We start from the raw sequence: 17,649 nt of genomic DNA, 5'->3' as shown, positions 1-17,649 counted from the left end.
GCCGAAACAGGGGGCTCAATCGAGTGCGGGGTTGTGTATCAACCGCACTCGGTTGAACCAGGAGCGGTGAAGTATCTTTAAGAGATTGCTGCTTCTTATGAATTAGACTGCATGCCAGCCATTCTCACGGCAAGTGCTGGATCGGTAGGGTCCGTCCAATCCTGCCGCGCTGCCCATGTTGCGAGCGGTGTTGGCTGGGTTTTGAAATATTTTGCCATTTCAACAGTATCAGCAATAAGCGGAGAGACCGGCTGTTCGTTGTAAAAGCTGTAGAAACTGGCCATGCCGCTATAGATGGACTTGGGTTCAACAGTGGCGGATCCGGTTACCAATAAACTCATTGCTGACGCAAATTCATCCGGTGTCATGCTCTTAAAGCGGATCGGTTTTTTGGCAACTTCGCTAAGGATAGCCGCCACTTCATCACCCACTAAGGCTTGCGGTCCGCCCACAGCATATCGTCCATTGGGAAGATTCTCATTTTGAAGAGCTTCAACCATGAAAGCGGCGACATCATCGAGGCAAATCCACGATATTTGAAGATCTGGTTTGGCGGGATAGGCAAAAATGGCACTATTGACGATGGATGGCTTGTTCCAGCTGCGGATCATATTGTCCATGAACACTTTGGTTTCAAAAATAGCGTAGCGCACACCGCTGTCGATAATCGCCTGTTCGATTGCGCGGCGGCCGTCATGAGCAGGATTGCCATTGTCCTGATCCGCGACGTAGCAACTGGTGTTAAAGACGATTTGCTGGACCGAACTTTCTTTAGCGGCAGCAGCGATATTGCGACCCAATTGAGTAGCTTTCTCCAGATCAAAAACAAATGGCAGATGCATAGCGATTGCATCCATATCTTGCGCAGCGACTATCATTGACTCGGGATCATAAAGATCAGCGAAAACGGTTTCGACATCGGCAAAAGGCGTGTTGGCGAGCGCGGACGTATTGCGCAGGGCAGCAACCGGATGCATGTCGGCATCGATGAGCTGCTCGAGTAACGGATGGCCTTGATCGCCGGTTGCGCCAATGGTCAATATTTTGATGATCTTATCCTCTTCTAACTGCTGATATTGCTTAGCTGTTGTGGCGGCGGACCGCTGCGCGCCCAGCAATGTAACCGAAGGTGAGAGCCGGACCGAGGGTGCCGCCAGCACCCGCGTAAACCCCGCCTGTGGGGCAGCTGATGACATTGCCAGCAGCAAACAACCCTGGAATCGCTTCTCCATCGAGATCCAATATTTGCGCTGAGGCGTTGGTCTTTGCCCCGCCATTTGTGCCCAGCGCACCCATCTTAATTTCCACTGCATAAAATGGACCATTGGTCACTGGTCCCAATGTCGCTGCAGATCCATCACGCGAGCGGTCTCCATAGAACCGGTCATAGCTATTTTCGCCGCGTCCGAAATCGGGATCATGGCCTTTTATCGCATGGGTGTTGAACCGAGCGACGGTTTCTTCAAGCTGCGCGCCGTCTATTTTCAAAGCCGTTGCGAGACTGGATAGATCGTCACCTTTGTAAATCCAGTCCGGGATAGGATCTCCGGGCATGACCGAAGCCAGCGGATAGCGTGAAATATATTGCTGATCGAACAGCAGATAAGCCGGCAAATTGGGATAGGCATATGTCGCCGGATCAAATTGATGAAAGGCGCCGGCCAAAGCGGAGTAATTATTGGCTTCATTGCAGAACCGTTTACCGGCGCCATTGACCATCAGCGTATGGGGTAATGTGCGTTCGATTAGCACTGGCATGGCGCGTTGTTCGCCGCCTTCCCATTCCACACCCGGTATTGAAACCGTCGGAACCCACCAGGCACTGGTCATATTGCCTAGACTGCCACCTGCAGCCATCGCCATTTTCAATCCGTCCCCTTGGTTTCCCGGTGGTGATGCTGGCGCTTCTAGCGGGCCGCGCAGAAAAGTATGCTTCAGTTCTTCATTCCATTCAAAGCCGCCAGTGGCCAAGATTACCGCCTGATTGGCTTGGATGGTCGATTTCTTCCCATCTTGTTCAATGGTTGCGCCACTGACGCGCCCATCTTCAATTGTCAGACGATAGCCACTGACATTGAGTAGAGGTTCCATGTCTCGATCAAGACACGCCTTGAGCAAACGGCCGATAAGCGCTTGCCCCCATCCGCGCAGATCGCCGCTTTCCCGGCGCGCCATTTCGACAGGATCAATTTGCCCAGAGCCACCGCCCAATGGCGTTTCGCGCAACATCATTCGGGGCGCAGGCCCATGAGATAAAATCGTGTCAGCCCAATCTCCAAGCACGGAAAAGTCGAAAAGTTCATTGTCCAACGCTCGGCCGCCATCGGGTTTTGCACCCGGACGGTCGAGATAATAGTCCGGATAGCCTTCCAACATGCTCAATCGCGCGGCATCCATATCTTCCAAGAAGGCCAGAGCATTCGGACTTTCTTTCACAAATGCCGCCAATGTATTCTCGTCAATATCACCATGATCCAGGGACCGGAAATAAGCCAATGCATCGTCGATACTATCGTCCAAACCTTGCGCTTGCATTTGCCGATTGCCGGGAATCCAGACAATGCCACCCGAAATCGCTGCGGTCCCGCCCAACTTTGCTTGTTTCTCAATGATTGTGACGCGCCCACCTGCCTCGTGCGCCGCCAAAGCTGCAGTTAAGCCCGCGGCACCGGCGCCAATAATCAATACATCGGTTTCCATTGCAATCGCTCTCCCTCAACAGGAAAAGACGATAAGGGAGAGGATCAATAATCGGCCACTGTTACTTTTGGGCCGTTTAGTCTACCGCTCCGGACGCTCGCAACGCTTCAATTTCTATGGCGCTAAATCCCAAGTCCGCCAGTATATTGTCACTATGCTCGCCAATGGTGGACAATTTGGCTGGCGCTGACGGACGACTACCATCCATCTCAATCGGCAATCCCGGCAATTTGGTTTCCCTGCCATCGGGCAAGGTCACCTTTTCCAATCCGCCGCTGGTATTAAGATGGGGATCATCAAACATGTCCTGTGGGCGAGCAATGGGGGCGAATGGCAAGCCCGTGCCTTCCAACTTGGCGATAAGCTGATTGCGGCTGAAACCCGCAATCAACTCTCGTATTTCCGGCATGATCCTGTCCCGGGCAGCCACACGGTTGTTATTTTCGCGGATGCTCGTGTCAGCCCACAGATCATCCAGTGCAAATAATTTGCAGAATTTTTCCCACAAAGCATCCGTCACGACGCCAATGAAAACCGGTTCGTCTTTGGTCTGAAAGACGTCATAAATTGCCCACGCGGATATGCGGGCAGGCATGGGATCGGCGGCTTTGCCTGTGACAGCCATTTGCGCCATATGCTGTCCGATTAGATAGACGGTTGTTTCGAAAAGGGAGCTTTGCACTTTTTGGCCTTTGCCGGTGCGATGGCGTTCTTCGACCGCGGCCAAAATCGCGATAACGCCAAACATCCCTCCGGTCACGTCTATCACGCTTGATCCAGCCCGCAGCGGTTGTCCGGGAGGTCCGGTCATATAAGCCAACCCGCCCATCATTTGCGCGACTTCATCCAATGCTGTGCGATTTTCGTACGGGCCGGGAAGAAAGCCTTTTTCCGATGCATAAATCAGCCGTTCATTGGTCTTCGAAAGCCGATCGTAATCCAGTCCAAGCCGGTCCATCGCACCGGGACGGTAATTCTCAATCAAAATATCGGCACTAGCAACCAACTGCTGCGCAATGTTCAAGCCCTCCGGATCTTTTAAATTTAGAGAAATGCTTTTCTTATGGCGGTTATACATTGGGAAATAGCCTGATCCCGAGCCAACCAAATTGCGGGTGCGGTCACCGCCAATGGGCTCCACACGGGTAACCTCGGCACCCAGTGATGCCAAAATTGCACCGACTGTCGGTCCCATGACCATGTGTGTAAACTCGATAACTTTCATTCCGGCCAGCGGCGTTGAGGACTTATCTTGACTCATCATGCTGCTGCTTTCTCAAATCCCAGGGGAAGACCAGCATCCGGCGTAAATCCATAAAGCGGTTCGCCCGGCAATGCCTGTACGATAATTTCTCGTACGGCGAGAAGCTTGTCGAGATTAATGCCGGTACTAATTCCCATGGCCTCCAACATGAAAACCAGATCCTCCGTCACAATATTGCCTGAAGCGCCGGGTGCAAAAGGGCATCCTCCCAAACCGCCCAAAGACGCGTCAAAGGTCGTAATGCCTTCGTTCAGTCCAGCCATTACATTAGCAAGCCCTAGACCGCGCGTATTGTGCAGGTGCAGCGTATTCAGTTTGTCGGCTCCGATACGATCTTTTATCTGACGAACCATCCGCGAGACCTGTGCGGGGTTGGCATATCCGGTGGTATCGGACAGCCCGACTTCGGCAACGCCGGCTGCCATTGCAGCTTCTGCCAAGCGCGCTACCTGATCCTCGCTGACGGGCCCTTCAATCGTGCAGCCAAAGGCGGTAGACAAGCCCACTTCAAAATGAGGTCGCCGATCTTCTGGCTGTGCCGCCACCAGATCAGCTATGGCTCTGATTTCTTTCAGCATCGCCGCATGATCCTTACGGACATTGTTGATGCTATGCGTTTCGGACATGGAAAAAGGGATCGACATTTTATCGACACCCGCTGCGATTGCGCGTTCTGCGCCCTTTAAATTGGGGATGAGAGCGACGACATCAAGGTCGGGCAATCCTTTGGCAAAGGCAACGATTTCCGCCGTATCTGCCATTTGTGGTAGCAGGGTAGGGGGCACAAAACTGCCCACTTCAATTTCACTAACACCTGCTTCTGCTTCTGCTTTGATCCAAGCTTTCTTCGCTTCAGTTGGCATCACCTCATCTACGCTTTGAAGGCCGTCACGCGGTCCGACTTCGCTGATCGTTACGGAAGTTGTCATGGGTTGGCTCCTAAATAAATCCACGGGCGATCAGCGTGATCCGCTTTTTGCCAGTGCGTGATCTGATCGGCCATTTTCAAGCTTAAATCGATGGCATCAAGGCCCTCAAGCAACATGGCTTTAGCTTCATCTTCTAATGGAAAAGACCAATTTTGATCCGGGCCGATGGCGATAGTCTGGGCGCGCAGATCAATGGTGACCGGGTTTTGAGAAGATCTAATGGTTGCAATATTGTCGGCGTCTAATACCGCAGGCAAGACTCCATTTCGAATGCAATTGCCAGCGAAAATAGGAGCGAAACTGGGCGCAATAACAGCCCGAAAACCATATTCAGCAATAGCCCAAACAGCATGTTCTCTGCTTGAGCCACAGCCAAAATTAGCGCCGCCCAATATTATCTTGCTATTGGCATAATGTGGATCGTTCAGAATGAAATCACGATTGGGCGTGCGGCCGCCAATTTCTGAGTAGCGCCATCCTGCGAACAAGCCATCGGCAAGGCCGGTCTTGCCCGTGCTCTTCATTTCCCGAGAGGGGATGATCTGATCGGTATCGACATTGTCGATGATCAGCGGCATGGGCAGCGAGGTGAGTATCTGCAGGGGCTGTGCCATTAAACCAATTCCCTCATGTCCGCAATGCGCCCTGCCAAAGCGCTCGCCACAACGGTTTCTGGACTGGCAATATGGGTTTTGACCGCGGGACCTTGGCGGCTTTCAAAGTTGCGATTGGTGGTTGATATCACACGGGACCCGGCTGCAAAGCTCTCGCCACCAGCGTAAAAGCACATCGAACAGCCGCTTTCTCGCCATTCAAAGCCAGCGTCGCGGAAAAGCGCATCGATACCCTCAGCCTCGGCTTCGCGTTTGATCCGCGACGACCCGGGAACACAAATAGCTTTGACATGATCGGCTATTTTCTTCCCCTTTAACAACGCGCTGGCGCGGCGGAGATCCGACAATCGGCTATTGGTGCAACTCCCGATAAAGGCGGCATCAATTGGTGTTCCGATGAGATTTTGCCCCGACTGCAATTCCATATATTCGAGCGGCCTTTTGCTGGCATGCTCGGGGATTGTACCATCAATTGCGATGCTATTTTCAGGACTGGTACCCCAGCTAATCATCGGCCTAATTGCCGCCGCGTCTATGATGATATCGGTGTCAAAAACAGCGTCCGCATCGCTCTGCAAGCGTGACCAATTCGCTATAGCTAGATCCCAGAGCGCGCCTGATGGCGCAAATCTGCGGCCTTTGAGATAGGTGAAACTTTTATCATCGGGAGCGATAAACCCAGACATGGCAGAAAATTCCGTCGCCATGTTGCACAAGGTCATGCGCCCCTCCATGTCCAGCGCGGTTACAGCATCTCCGGCAAATTCAATCGCATGGCCTTTGCCGCCTGCGGCACCGTGGCGGGCAATCAAGCTCATGATCATGTCTTTGGGTGTTACCCCTTTTGCCAATGCTCCGGAAAATGTCACCCGCATGGATTTGGGTTTGTTCAACCGCAATGTGCCGGTTGCCATGGCATGTTCGGCCTCTGACGAACCAACACCCCATGCTAAGGCGCCAAAAGCGCCTTGAGTACAGGTATGGCTGTCCGGTGCGATCAATGTGCAGCCGGGTAAGATAATGCCCAATTCTGGAGATATGACATGCACTATGCCTTGATCGGGGTCATTAACATCAAATAGTCTTATGCCGGCAGCGCGCGCGGCGGCACGGGTTTCGGTGATAAACGCCTGTCCGCCAGGCATTAAGCTATGATCCGTTCGCCCAGGACGCGTATCGACTATGTGGTCAGTCACTGCGAAGACGCGCGCTGGATCAAGCACTTTCCGTTCGGCCTCTGCCAAGGCGTTTAAGGCCGATGCCCCGGTGCGTTCGTGCAGAAAAACACGGTCAATGGCAACCAATGCGCCACCACCCGGCAGGGCGGTGACGACGTGGCTGTCCCAAAGCCGATCAAAAAGACTGATGGGCTCAGGCAGAAACGGCCTCCATTTCGGCATCAACACTGCGCCAGTCTTTGGTCACGAAACTCTCCTGAATGGCTGTCCGTGTTTCCAATTGACCATTGCGTATCCAGTGCCAGGTGCGGCATCGGCTTTGGCCATCATCAGAAATTTGGATCTGTTCATATAAATAGAGCGAAGGATCACCTTGGCGCTGCCAATACAACATCATGGTCCGGTTATATTCGTCTAGCGGAACTTCCGCCGCCCATCCTTTGATCAGTTCATTGTCCCACCATATGCGTTTGTCATGATAGGCGGCTGGAAACTCGCGAATATCGGTTTTGCCGTCCTCCCAAAGATAATGGTTGGTTTGATGATAGGGAATATCTCCACTTTCCGGTATCCGGCACAGAAGCCGCGATTTATGTTGGTCAATTTTTTCATCTTGTGCATTGAAATAGGTGTAGGTGCCATCCCAAACGCCCTCGTGACGCGCCAATAGTGGCATATCTTCTTTAATTCCCATGTGATTTTCCTTTTATCGAGTGTGAAGGGCAGTGTGATATTCTTTGGCACTATAGCCGTTAATAAGGGCAAGATGTTCCGCAGCCAGATGATCAGGGAGGAGTTTCTGCTCTTCAAAGGCGACGGCATTATCGTGGTTCACCATGTACCAAGGATCAAACATGTGTCGCGCGCGCACAATTTGCCAGGCTGTGGTGAGATAGACACCGAACCGGTCCGGACTGAGATCAGGATATAGCCGGTCCGGATCACCAGCGGGCAGGGTGGGGTAAATCGTCTCATCGGTGCCGAGAGTGGCGGCAACGCTGGCAATGACAGCTTCCCAAGCTTCCCATTGATCGGGGATGCGATCTAGCCAATTGTCTGACAAGCCGTGACCCGGTAAATCTATTGCAATATGCCCTTGCGATGGCGTGGCCAAAGCAGCTTTCGCGGGAGGATGAAGGACAAGCCTACTGGCACCCTGTTCTCCGCGCCAATGGATCAAGCCGTCAAATTGATCGGTCTGAACCGGAAGAAAGCCTTCGTCCGGCGCTTTCGGAAAATCGTTAGTCATCGGTGTTTGCGTCGCCAACAGATGAGTCAGGCTCACCCGTTCATGATCACCGGGCGTAGCGACTTTTTCGGCGGTCCAAGAGGGCGGCATTTCTTGCAACCGATCAATATGCTCTTGGAGTGGATCTCCATCATAGGCGCTGATCAAGCAGGGCGGTACGATCGCATCTCTATCGGGAATGTCACGCGGCGCTCTTAACACGGCACCATAGCCCGCTTGATAGGCATTGCCTGCATCAAGCATATCACGCACGACGGCATCAACGCGCGCTGGATCGTCATTGGACAAGGACAAGCGATGGGCATTGTCGGCCGCGAACCACGGAAAAAACCAATTTTGCTCGAGAATACGATTCCATAGCCAAGTCAGATGCTCGCCATAATCGGAGGGGTGGAACGCAGGCAAATAACGATCACTGAACAATTGCATCTCGGCCGCTGACCAGATTGCATAGCCACCCACTGCAAGACTGGTGATTCGATTCGGGTGCCGTTTGACGGCCGTCACCAAAATTATTCCGCCCGAATGAAACCCGTAAGCGGCACATTGCGCAATGCCTAGCGCATCCAGAAAGGTAATAACTGCGTCCCCAAAATCGGAAATTTCTGGTTCACCGGGAAGCGGGTCAGATTGCCCAAAACCCGGCGTGTCCGGGGCGATACAGGTAAAATGGTTGGACCATTTGCGCATCAATTCTTCATATTCTTTGGAACTGCGCGGACTTTGATGCACCATAAGCAAAGGAGGGCCTTTGCCCATCCTGCGGTAATGGACACGGCGTGAGTTGCCGCCACTGGAAACATCGATAAAGTGTCGCGTAATCATATATTCCTTTATTTGTCCGGACAAATTTGTCTCGACAAGTCTTTTTTGCAGATTATTGTCTTTTTATCGAATCCGGAGAGAAAAACCTAATGGCATTAATTGGTACCAAGATGGTCGAAGATGGCCGCACAGCTCGTGAAATATTTCAAGACCTGATTAGCAATCCAGCGCGAAAAAAATTTGGCTTTGGCGAACGATTGGCCATTGTGAATGTCGACGTGCAACAAGCCTATACGCGCACAGACATGTTCAAGACGGCTTATGAGACCGATCCCAAGCAAATTGACTATATCAACCAAATTTCCGCCTTGGCGCGATCTAAGGAAATGCCGGTTATCTGGAGCCGTGTTGCCTATAAGGAAGATGCTGCTGATGCAGGAGTGTGGGGGACCCGAACCGATACGGAAGACTCGCTTCAAAATATCAAATATGGCAGCGAACGTCATAAGCTGGATCCGCGCTGCGACGTCGATGCCAATGACTTGGATTATACCAAGCGCATGCCCAGTGCCTTTTTCGAAACGCAACTGGCGAGCTATTTGACTTGGCACAAAGTCGACACTGTAGTGATTACTGGCGGTTCGACATCGGGTTGTGTGCGCGCTACCGCGGTTGATGCGTTGAGCTATGGCTATCGGACAATTGTCCCGATTGAAACCTGTGCGGACAAGCATGAGAGCTATCATTTCGCTAATTTAACTGACTTGCAGATTAAATATGCAGATGTTGAACCGGTGCAAACCGTGATCGATTGGCTGGAGGCGCGCTAGTGTCGGAACTCCAAAAATCCGATCCTGGCCTCTATGACTATGCCCCTTATCGAACCCGGCCAAAAATCCAATGGCCGGATGGTAAGACTTGCGCGGTTTGGGTCGCTCCCAATTTGGAATATTATGAGCTGGATCCCGCCATCAACCCGCACCGGCAAAGCTGGCCCAAGCCGCATCCCGATGTTGTGGGCTATAGCCACCGCGACCATGCCAATCGCGTTTCGCATTGGCGTATGGCCGAGATGATGACCAAATATGGCTTTCCCGGTTCGGTCAGTCTCTCCGTCGCACTTTGCGATCATATCCCGGAAGTAGTCGATGATGCCAATGCGCGAGGTTGGGAGTTTTTCAGCCACGGTATTTATAACACACGTTACTCCTATGGCATGGATGAAGCGCAAGAACGTGCCATTATCGAAGATTCCATTGCCACGGTGGAACGCGCTACCGGCCAACGGATAAGAGGCTGGCTGGCGCCTGCCTTAACCCACACACCTCGGACCTTGGATCTTCTCGCGGAATATGGCCTGGACTATACTTGTGATCTCTACCATGATGACCAGCCCACGGCTGTAAAGGTACAGTCCGGGCAGTTAACCGCCGTTCCCTATAGCCTAGAAGTGAATGACCATTACGGCTTTTTCATCTACAATATGAGTCCACGCGAATATGCCGATACTTTGATCCGGCAATATGACCGGCTGGCTGAAGAAGGTGCAAAATCCGGGACAGTCATGTGCATTCCTTTGCACAGCTATTTAATCGGCCAGCCTCACCGGATCGGTCCATTTGAAGCGGTGCTTGAACATATCGCAGCAGATGGTCGCGCATGGATCACCAAGGCTGGAGATATTGTAGACCGTTTTCGTCAGCAGACAGGAACGAGCACATGAGTCTTGATGCTAGCTATCTTGAATATCCGAAACGTGGCCGAGGTATGGACCATGATTATTATCCCTATAGCAGCTTGTTTGATCGGAAACCGGTTCAATGGCCAGGGGATAAAAAGCTTCTAATCTGTCCGGTGATTAGTTTGGAATATTTTCCCATGATCCCGAGTGACTATCCGTTTCGAGCGCCCGGTCATATGCAGACCGCTTATCCGGATTATCGCCACTATACCGCTCGCGAATACGGCACCCGCATCGGCATATATCGTCTGCTCGGAGCGTTTGAGAAAGTCGGCGCAACGGTGTCGATCGCGACCAACAGCATTCTGGCGGAACGGTATCCGGAATTGATTTCAGACATTCAATCTGGCGGCCATGAGATTATCGCCCACAGTACGGATATGAACGCCACGATTGCGTCGGGCATGGACGAAGGCGATGAAAAGTCCCTGATCGAAAAGTCCCTCCATATTTTGGAAACTGTGACAGGGACTCGGCCGCGAGGATGGATGTCCATTGCCCGATCACAAAGTTTCAACACGGCAAAATTGCTGGCCGATATCGGGGTTGAATATATGTGCGACTGGGTGAATGACGAATTGCCTTATGCCTTTCAAACCGCTGCCGGCGCGCTTACCAATTTGCCGATTAATCACGAATTGTCCGACCGACAGATTATCAATGTGCAGCAACAGTCCGCGGACAGCTATGCTCAACAGATGCAAGATGCTGCCCAGTGGCTTCTGACCGAGGCTCATCAATTTGGCGGACGGCTCTTACCCATGCATCTCACGCCCTATATTATGGGCCTGCCGTATCGGATTGACCGCTTTGAAAAACTCATCGCTCATTTTGCGGCAACAGAGAATATTGGTTTTGCGCGCTGTGATGCGATTGTTGACAGCTGGAAGACGCAAGCATGAAAATCCGTAACCCACGCAGCGGTAAAGCTGACTATGAAATAGCCCCCTTGGCCAGCGATGCTGTTGCTCGGGAGGCCGAGAAATTACGATCTGCTCAGACCAATTGGGCGGTGAAGACGGCGGAACAACGGGGCGCAATTTTGCTCCAGTGGGCGGAAGCGATTGAAGCAAATCTCGATCCCATTATCGCAGCGCTTACCGATGATACCGGTCGGGCTGGTATTTCGAAAATTGAAGTAGCTGGTGTTCCCGGTCAAATTCGGCGTTGGGTTGCCATGGCGCCGAAACTGATTGCCGAAGCACAGCCAATTGAACAGCCGACATCCATTCCAACCATCACAACGTCCACGCGACTGGTTCCATATCCCTTGGTCGGGGTCATTAGCCCTTGGAATTTCCCCATGACGCTGGCCTTGATTGACGCAATTCCGGCGATGATGGCTGGATCGGCAGTATTGATCAAGCCATCAGAAGTGACTCCACGGTTTGTCCGACCGTTGATGGAAACAGTGAATTCTATTCCTGAATTATCCGCGATTTTGTCGATCATAGAAGGCGATGGCGAAACCGGTGCTGCGATGATTGATCATGTCGATTATATTTGTTTTACCGGCTCGGTTTCGACTGGGCAGAAAGTTGGCGAAGCGGCTGCCCGGGCGTTTATTCCTTCCAGTCTGGAATTAGGCGGGAAAGATCCTATGATCATTTTGGCGAGCGCTGATCCCGAAACGGCGGCGGCGACTGCTTTGCGCGCTAGTATCGTGAATACAGGACAAGCCTGCCAATCAATCGAACGCGTTTATGTCGCTCAGGCGATTGCTGAGCCATTTTTAAACAGTTTGGTGGAGCAAGCCAATGCCGTCCAACTCAACTATCCAGATATTAAAAAGGGGCATATCGGCCCGTTTATTTTTGAAAAACAAGCCCAAATCGCGCAGCAACAAATTGAGGATGCAATATCCAAAGGCGCAGAGTTGCTGACAGGCGGTACCGTCGAAAATCTGTCGGGAGGACTTTATCTGCGGCCGACAATTTTGACCAATGTTACATCGTCCATGGCGATAATTGCGGAAGAAAATTTCGGTCCGGTTATTCCCGTGCGGGTTTTCGAAAATATTGACGATGCCGTAGCGATGGCCAACCAAAGTCAATTTGGCTTGTCTGCGGCAGTTCTTGCTGATTCTGCGGCAGAAGCAGAAAAAGTTGCATCGCGCCTCTATGCTGGTGCAGTATCAATTAACGACGGATCCCTGACTTCGATGGTCTGGGAAGCTGAAAAATCCAGCTTTGGCTATTCGGGACTGGGCGCATCTCGCATGGGCACGAGCGGGTTGATGCGGTTTTTCCGAAGACAGGCTCTGATCCGGCAAACCGGTGAAGCGGCGCGAATAGAAGCATTTGCTGAGGAGAATTTCTAATGGGAGTTGAATTACAGCATCCGATGAAACCGGAACTTACCGCCGAAGAGGCCGCACGAGGACGATTTGTTTCTGGGATCCGAGCTTTCATTCTCAATGATCTGGCGGGCGACTTGCGAGCAGCTTATGACAAGCGCGCCGCGCCCGCCTTTGCCCGCGATCAAGGCTATGCCCCGCAAACCAGCAATGAAGCGCATCAAGCGTTACGCGGCGATCCGGCCTTTAACATCTATTCAGCAATGCGTGTTCAGGCTCAGAAAATGGTTTGGCATTCCTCGGGCGATGTGGTCGCACGCGACATCGAGCGGCTCGAAGAAGAGGCCGCAAAAGTCGCCGACAAACCCGGTTCCATCACGCTAAATCCGGATCTTGATATTCCGCGCAACGTCGATGCGATTGAAGTGCATCTTATGCCCGGAAGCTATACCCGGGGCGGAGAATCCTTGGAAGCGGGAGCCGTTTATGATCAGGGGCTGGCCGTATTTTCCATGGGTCTTATGGGCGCTAATCTCGATGATATAGGATTGTCGATGGCGGCTTACGTGAAAGGCAAATTTCCCGATTTTCAACCGCAAACTATCCTCGATACTGGTTGCACAATTGGGCATAATACGTTGCCATGGAAGCAGACTTATCCTGCTGCCCAAGTCGAAGCCATTGACGCCGCAGCCGGTGGATTACGCTATGCGTCGGCTCGCGCAAAAATGCAGGATCAAGAGGTGAATTTTGCGCAGATGTCTGCGGATAAACTGGATTATCCCGATGAGAATTTTGATTTGGTCTTTTCATCGATGTTCCTCCACGAATTGTCGAAAAAAGCCCGTAGCGCGGCTTTTGCAGAAGCCTATCGTGTTCTCAAACCCGGTGGTTTGCTTTTGCATATGGAATTGCCGCCCAATGATCAGATGAGTGCTTTTGATGGTTTCTATCTCGACTGGGACAGCTGGTATAATAGCGAACCATTTTACAAAGGATATCGGGATGAAAGCCCGCCTGCCTTGTGCCAAGCTGGTGGTTTTGCACCGGATAAATATTTCCAATTTGTTGTCCCCAGCATCGGTATTTACGGAGAAGAAGCGGTTGCCCAAGCCATAGCGGATGAAGGGGCCAATGCGGTGGATAGTGAAACCACTGGCCGCCTGGCTGAAGGTATTATGTGGTTTGGCTTTGGAGCGTGGAAATAATGAGCACCCGATCTGATAATCCTTCGCCGGCATTCAAGCCGGATGATACGCCTAAAGATATTTACGGTGCCGATGGGAAACCACAGTTTTTTGATGATGCCGGGATGGACCGTTTCGTCGCGGTGGTCATGAATATGGCGCAGGAAATGTGGGTGCAGGAAGAGCGGCTTTTGGTTTTGGAAGAAGAGAAATCCGGTACAGATATTGATCGCGAAGCCAAGCTTAAGGCCTTTATTGACCGGATATTTGCGCCGCTGCGTGAACCGCAAAACTAACGGTTGAGTTCGACCAGCTCATACCAGGTCATCATATATCCGCCGACCCCGCCTTGCACAAATATACCATCCTCATCATCGGTAATCCAAACATCATAGGCCGGATGTTCTCCTGCCATACCGCCTGTACCGGGGACGATATTAGCGTCATCAACAAATTGCAGATGTTTACAGGCAAAAGTCCCTGCAGGTACGGTAATTTCCTCGCGACCCAAATAAACGGCTCCGATTTTGACTTGAGCAATTTGTGGTGGTGTTGCGCCGCGATGATCTGGAGAAGGCAAATAACAGTTGAGCAAACGCTTGGGCTGCTTTTCCCAATCTTTTGTAGAAAGCAGATAGCCGTCCGAGACTATCGGATGAGTGCCGAACCCATCCAACGGTAATTCCGGTGTGACACATTGTGATAACCGCCCAATGCTGGGTCCATAGGATTCCATTTCGATATCGGTCCCATCAAACCGCATCCAACCGGATCCCATAAACGCATCGCCGACGGTCAGCCGCACATGACAATCCATCGGTTGGTGATGCTCGTCTATCGCATAGATTATGTCGCGCATTACCGTGGGTTCGGGTTCGTAAATTTCGCAATGCGCTCGCAGCGTCACTTTTCCATCGCCATGACGGGTAAATAGGAAGGTTTCGAAACCGCGATTTTCGCCCATTTTATCGGGCTTGCGCGACGTATATTCCAGCCGTCCTTCAATGATGCGATGGTGCATCAGATATCCTTCAATTCGCGGCTAACGTCTTCCACCGGTGGTTCAAATTGTTCAAGTTCCTGGACCATTTGATGCGGTCCACGCATGACCCGGTAAATATATTCTCGGATCATCGCCCCTCTTTCATAAGCGGCCTCGCTATCCGGTTCATAAGCTTCAATATCCGCCCGGCTAATCGTACCTTTGGCTTCAAGCAAGCGTTCGACCGTGTCTACACGCTGCCGAAGGACGGACACTTCTCCGACAACGGCCATTAGAATGGATAGCATCCGTTCGTCTTCTGGATCATCAAAATATTCCGGTCGTTTGCCTTTGGCTTTGCGGTTGGCCGATGCCATCCAATCGAAAGGGTCTTCGGTCATTCGGCTGCCTCCTGAATCATATTGTCATTTTTCCACGCGCCATAAGCATGCCAATAGGCTGCGCGTCCGTGATCTTCTTCTTCGCCAGTATCGCTGGCCGGGAATATATCGGTGTCAACGACAGCGCGCACACCGGTTTCAAACAGTTCGCTGCGTTCGAAGCCGGCTTTGACCATTTCATCCTTCATATCCATGGCATGCATGGAAGACCAGAATGGCTCGTTATTGTTAAAGGCATCCCAGTCACGAATAAATTGCTCATATAGTGGCATAGCATCGGTATATTCGGGTTGTTCGAGATGGAACATCAGACCATTGTCAGCCAGTACCCGATAGCCTTCCTGAAGGATTTTCGGCAGCGCTTTGCCGCTGGTTTCGTGGAGAAACATGGTCGTCTGAACCCAATCAAAGCTGCCGTCATCCCAGCGGGAGAGATCCTCTGCATTGGCTTGGATAAACTGGATATTGGTGGCCCCTAGCGATTGGGCACGGGCATGGGCATAGCGCAATATCGGGGCTGCGGTATCGATTGCGACAAATTCACAATTGGGAAATGCTAATGCCAAAGGTACAATATTATGGCCTACAGTTGTGCCAATATCCAGCATACGGCGTGGTTCCCATCCCGGACGCTGTTGCTTGATCCATTCAACCAAGGCTTGTCCGCCACCATCTGTCAAAGCGCCCAGGCCACCGCCAGTGGTTGCGAAAATACCGCAATCATAATTGGCCCCTGCGGAGACATCTTCGGCCAACTCTTCGCCATGATAGCTGCCTGGCATACAATGAATATCCACTGCAGATTGATAGCGCGGAATGGTGATATCGGGATGCAGTTCGAGACTTTCCTTACCGTCATTATATTGCCGCGCCTTGTCGTTGAGAGCATCAATCTGCCGCAACACAATAGCACGCCCATTTTGCTGGCGCATTTCCATGGAGTTGCGTTTCAGTGCGGACCAGAAACTGTGGAAGGGATCCTTGTTCATCGCATGTCGAATCTCAAACCGGTCTTTGGGTTCGCGGCCATGCTCTTTTTTAAAGGCTGGCAAGACCCGTTTATCATAGGTCAGCTTATTGCCCGAACCGAGGGCACTGGCGATAAACTTGTTGAAATTGGCGAGAAAATCAAAGCGCGCGCTTTCATCATGGCTTGGTTCGGGAGAAACACCGTGCCGTGCGACAGCGTTATAAGGCGGTGCCACATCTAATTTTTGATCCGCTGGATTGGTTGTGCTCATATCAGGCCCTCCTTTATCATGCGTTCAATCGTCGCTTCTTGTGTCTGTAGAAAATAGTCGCGGTCCGCTGTTTTAATCGTATCGCCTTCCATCAAACCATTAGCAGGTTGGGCGGTGGTTTCGCTATACGTGGATGCAAAAAGTTCCAACCGCTGCCGGGCGAGGAAATTGGTCATCGCCGGTTTCCGCCGCGCCGCGCGCAGCGCCCCAATGTCGATATCGGCAAAGGCGGTAAAGGTTTCGCCGCTGTTTGATTCTGCCATTAGCCGCCCCTTATAATCGACCACCATGCTGTTGCCGTCGGCGGAAGCAAGCGGCAAACTGGTATCCTCTATTCCCGCCGTATTGGCTGATACGACATAAGCCATATTTTCCTGCGCTCTTGCGCGCTTGGCAATTTGCTTGGGTGTATCGATGGGGGAGCCAATTTCTGAACTGCTGTGCACAAAAATTTCCGCGCCGCGCAACGCATGGGCACGGGCAATTTCCGGATATAATATTTCTTCCGATGCGATCGCTGCAATATTACCAATTTCTGTCTTGGCGACGGGAAAGACTCCATCAATCCCGTAGATATCCAGATATTTTGACCAGACATCATGCGGCGTTGGCGCAAACATTGAGTTTAGCCGTCGGTACCGCAATATGACATCACCCGATGGAGCAATCACAAAGCTGGCCTGAAAATAGAGCCCAGGAAAATGCGCATCAATTTCATAAGCATTGCCGGCGATGAACATTTTCAAGCGCTGAGCCATCGCACCCAATGCTTCATATTCCGGTCCATCAATGGCAATCGCGGCTTTATCCGCAAAATCTGGGATCGAAATCCGACCGGGATAACTAGTCAAAAGATATTCGGGCAATACAGCCAGCTTAACCGCACTACCGCTATATTGCTGAATGAAGATTGCGGAGGATCGAATTTTGGATTCTACCGTACCGATCATCGCGATCATCTGGTCGCGGGCCGCTTCTCGGTCGGGAGTTTTCTCAATTGACCGCGCGGCCAGTTGCATCGCGACCGCGGCATAATTTTGGATGTCTGTCATGATCGTATCTTTATCATATTTTCTAACCGCGGCTACTATGTGCAGGTCGC

Annotated in this window: 18 protein-coding genes; 6 read left to right on the top strand and 12 right to left on the bottom strand. The window is 51.8% G+C overall.

The window, feature by feature from the left end; all coding sequences use genetic code 11:
• Positions 1-95: 95 nt before the first annotated feature.
• The 8 genes from ABJU74_RS12325 to ABJU74_RS12290 form a co-directional block, all read right to left on the bottom strand.
• A complete protein-coding gene (locus ABJU74_RS12325) occupies positions 96-1,160 on the bottom strand; it encodes an NmrA family NAD(P)-binding protein (protein ID WP_348384516.1) in 1,065 nt (354 codons plus the stop codon).
• Positions 1,081-2,700 carry an FAD-dependent oxidoreductase gene (locus ABJU74_RS12320; RefSeq protein WP_348384515.1) on the bottom strand — a complete coding sequence of 540 codons (1,620 nt, stop codon included), beginning with the start codon at positions 2,698-2,700 and terminating at the stop codon, positions 1,081-1,083. Before ABJU74_RS12320 ends, ABJU74_RS12325 begins: the two co-directional genes overlap by 80 nt.
• Before the next feature lie 76 nt (positions 2,701-2,776).
• On the bottom strand, positions 2,777-3,964 hold the full coding sequence (locus ABJU74_RS12315; protein WP_348384514.1) for a CaiB/BaiF CoA-transferase family protein: 1,188 nt from the start codon (positions 3,962-3,964) through the stop codon (positions 2,777-2,779).
• Entirely contained in the window at positions 3,961-4,893 is a 933-nt protein-coding gene (locus tag ABJU74_RS12310) for a hydroxymethylglutaryl-CoA lyase (protein ID WP_348384513.1), read from the bottom strand. The genes ABJU74_RS12315 and ABJU74_RS12310 overlap by 4 nt, the downstream gene beginning before the upstream one ends.
• Entirely contained in the window at positions 4,890-5,507 is a 618-nt protein-coding gene (gene leuD, locus ABJU74_RS12305) for a 3-isopropylmalate dehydratase small subunit (RefSeq protein WP_348384512.1), read from the bottom strand. Before leuD ends, ABJU74_RS12310 begins: the two co-directional genes overlap by 4 nt.
• On the bottom strand, positions 5,507-6,907 hold the full coding sequence (locus ABJU74_RS12300; RefSeq protein ID WP_348384511.1) for a 3-isopropylmalate dehydratase large subunit: 1,401 nt from the start codon (positions 6,905-6,907) through the stop codon (positions 5,507-5,509). The genes leuD and ABJU74_RS12300 overlap by 1 nt, the downstream gene beginning before the upstream one ends.
• Entirely contained in the window at positions 6,879-7,379 is a 501-nt protein-coding gene (locus ABJU74_RS12295; protein ID WP_348384510.1) for a DUF3598 domain-containing protein, read from the bottom strand. Before ABJU74_RS12295 ends, ABJU74_RS12300 begins: the two co-directional genes overlap by 29 nt.
• Positions 7,380-7,391: 12 nt before the next feature.
• The gene (locus ABJU74_RS12290; RefSeq protein WP_348384509.1) at positions 7,392-8,759 is read right to left on the bottom strand and encodes an alpha/beta fold hydrolase; all 1,368 of its coding nucleotides are present in this window, start codon (positions 8,757-8,759) and stop codon (positions 7,392-7,394) included.
• A gap of 89 nt (positions 8,760-8,848) precedes the next feature.
• Between ABJU74_RS12290 and ABJU74_RS12285 the strand changes: the two genes are divergently transcribed.
• From ABJU74_RS12285 to ABJU74_RS12260, 6 genes are read left to right on the top strand one after another with little or no spacing between them, the layout of a single operon-like run.
• Positions 8,849-9,529 carry an isochorismatase family protein gene (locus ABJU74_RS12285; RefSeq protein WP_348384508.1) on the top strand — a complete coding sequence of 227 codons (681 nt, stop codon included), beginning with the start codon at positions 8,849-8,851 and terminating at the stop codon, positions 9,527-9,529.
• Positions 9,529-10,422, top strand: coding sequence for a polysaccharide deacetylase family protein (locus tag ABJU74_RS12280; RefSeq protein ID WP_348384507.1), 894 nt, complete (start codon positions 9,529-9,531; stop codon positions 10,420-10,422). The genes ABJU74_RS12285 and ABJU74_RS12280 overlap by 1 nt, the downstream gene beginning before the upstream one ends.
• Positions 10,419-11,342 carry a polysaccharide deacetylase family protein gene (locus ABJU74_RS12275; RefSeq protein ID WP_348384506.1) on the top strand — a complete coding sequence of 308 codons (924 nt, stop codon included), beginning with the start codon at positions 10,419-10,421 and terminating at the stop codon, positions 11,340-11,342. The genes ABJU74_RS12280 and ABJU74_RS12275 overlap by 4 nt, the downstream gene beginning before the upstream one ends.
• Complete coding sequence (locus tag ABJU74_RS12270; RefSeq protein ID WP_348384505.1) at positions 11,339-12,760, top strand: aldehyde dehydrogenase family protein; 1,422 nt, start codon at positions 11,339-11,341, stop codon at positions 12,758-12,760. Before ABJU74_RS12275 ends, ABJU74_RS12270 begins: the two co-directional genes overlap by 4 nt.
• A complete protein-coding gene (locus ABJU74_RS12265) occupies positions 12,760-13,944 on the top strand; it encodes a class I SAM-dependent methyltransferase (protein WP_348384504.1) in 1,185 nt (394 codons plus the stop codon). Before ABJU74_RS12270 ends, ABJU74_RS12265 begins: the two co-directional genes overlap by 1 nt.
• On the top strand, positions 13,944-14,219 hold the full coding sequence (locus ABJU74_RS12260; protein ID WP_348384503.1) for a hypothetical protein: 276 nt from the start codon (positions 13,944-13,946) through the stop codon (positions 14,217-14,219). Before ABJU74_RS12265 ends, ABJU74_RS12260 begins: the two co-directional genes overlap by 1 nt.
• Here ABJU74_RS12260 and ABJU74_RS12255 read toward each other — a convergent pair.
• Genes ABJU74_RS12255 through ABJU74_RS12240 form a run of 4 tightly spaced genes read right to left on the bottom strand, consistent with a single transcriptional unit; the run spans position 14,216 to position 17,599 of the window.
• Entirely contained in the window at positions 14,216-14,944 is a 729-nt protein-coding gene (locus tag ABJU74_RS12255; protein WP_348384502.1) for a hypothetical protein, read from the bottom strand. The genes ABJU74_RS12260 and ABJU74_RS12255 overlap by 4 nt on opposite strands.
• The gene (locus ABJU74_RS12250; protein WP_348384501.1) at positions 14,944-15,306 is read right to left on the bottom strand and encodes a hypothetical protein; all 363 of its coding nucleotides are present in this window, start codon (positions 15,304-15,306) and stop codon (positions 14,944-14,946) included. The genes ABJU74_RS12255 and ABJU74_RS12250 overlap by 1 nt, the downstream gene beginning before the upstream one ends.
• Positions 15,303-16,547, bottom strand: coding sequence for a class I SAM-dependent methyltransferase (locus ABJU74_RS12245; protein ID WP_348384500.1), 1,245 nt, complete (start codon positions 16,545-16,547; stop codon positions 15,303-15,305). Before ABJU74_RS12245 ends, ABJU74_RS12250 begins: the two co-directional genes overlap by 4 nt.
• A complete protein-coding gene (locus ABJU74_RS12240; RefSeq protein ID WP_348384499.1) occupies positions 16,544-17,599 on the bottom strand; it encodes a nitrilase-related carbon-nitrogen hydrolase in 1,056 nt (351 codons plus the stop codon). The genes ABJU74_RS12245 and ABJU74_RS12240 overlap by 4 nt, the downstream gene beginning before the upstream one ends.
• Positions 17,600-17,649 lie beyond the last annotated feature (50 nt).

Source organism: Parasphingorhabdus sp., assembly GCF_039982415.1.
Taxonomy (GTDB): Bacteria; Pseudomonadota; Alphaproteobacteria; order Sphingomonadales; family Sphingomonadaceae; genus Parasphingorhabdus.
The sequence above is the reverse complement of the archived record's forward strand: the minus strand, read 5'-3'. Positions and strand labels throughout refer to the sequence as shown.

Excerpts from the sequence above, each read along its gene's own strand:
- ABJU74_RS12320 (WP_348384515.1), bottom strand. The coding sequence starts at position 2,700 with ATGGAAACCGATGTATTGATTATTGGCGCCGGTGCCGCGGGCTTAACT.
- ABJU74_RS12315 (WP_348384514.1), bottom strand. The coding sequence starts at position 3,964 with ATGATGAGTCAAGATAAGTCCTCAACGCCGCTGGCCGGAATGAAAGTT.
- ABJU74_RS12310 (WP_348384513.1), bottom strand. The coding sequence starts at position 4,893 with ATGACAACTTCCGTAACGATCAGCGAAGTCGGACCGCGTGACGGCCTT.
- leuD (WP_348384512.1), bottom strand. The coding sequence starts at position 5,507 with ATGGCACAGCCCCTGCAGATACTCACCTCGCTGCCCATGCCGCTGATC.
- ABJU74_RS12300 (WP_348384511.1), bottom strand. The coding sequence starts at position 6,907 with ATGCCGAAATGGAGGCCGTTTCTGCCTGAGCCCATCAGTCTTTTTGAT.
- ABJU74_RS12295 (WP_348384510.1), bottom strand. The coding sequence starts at position 7,379 with ATGGGAATTAAAGAAGATATGCCACTATTGGCGCGTCACGAGGGCGTT.
- ABJU74_RS12290 (WP_348384509.1), bottom strand. The coding sequence starts at position 8,759 with ATGATTACGCGACACTTTATCGATGTTTCCAGTGGCGGCAACTCACGC.
- ABJU74_RS12285 (WP_348384508.1), top strand. The coding sequence starts at position 8,849 with ATGGCATTAATTGGTACCAAGATGGTCGAAGATGGCCGCACAGCTCGT.
- ABJU74_RS12275 (WP_348384506.1), top strand. The coding sequence starts at position 10,419 with ATGAGTCTTGATGCTAGCTATCTTGAATATCCGAAACGTGGCCGAGGT.
- ABJU74_RS12270 (WP_348384505.1), top strand. The coding sequence starts at position 11,339 with ATGAAAATCCGTAACCCACGCAGCGGTAAAGCTGACTATGAAATAGCC.
- ABJU74_RS12265 (WP_348384504.1), top strand. The coding sequence starts at position 12,760 with ATGGGAGTTGAATTACAGCATCCGATGAAACCGGAACTTACCGCCGAA.
- ABJU74_RS12260 (WP_348384503.1), top strand. The coding sequence starts at position 13,944 with ATGAGCACCCGATCTGATAATCCTTCGCCGGCATTCAAGCCGGATGAT.
- ABJU74_RS12255 (WP_348384502.1), bottom strand. The coding sequence starts at position 14,944 with ATGCACCATCGCATCATTGAAGGACGGCTGGAATATACGTCGCGCAAG.
- ABJU74_RS12250 (WP_348384501.1), bottom strand. The coding sequence starts at position 15,306 with ATGACCGAAGACCCTTTCGATTGGATGGCATCGGCCAACCGCAAAGCC.
- ABJU74_RS12245 (WP_348384500.1), bottom strand. The coding sequence starts at position 16,547 with ATGAGCACAACCAATCCAGCGGATCAAAAATTAGATGTGGCACCGCCT.
- ABJU74_RS12240 (WP_348384499.1), bottom strand. The coding sequence starts at position 17,599 with ATGACAGACATCCAAAATTATGCCGCGGTCGCGATGCAACTGGCCGCG.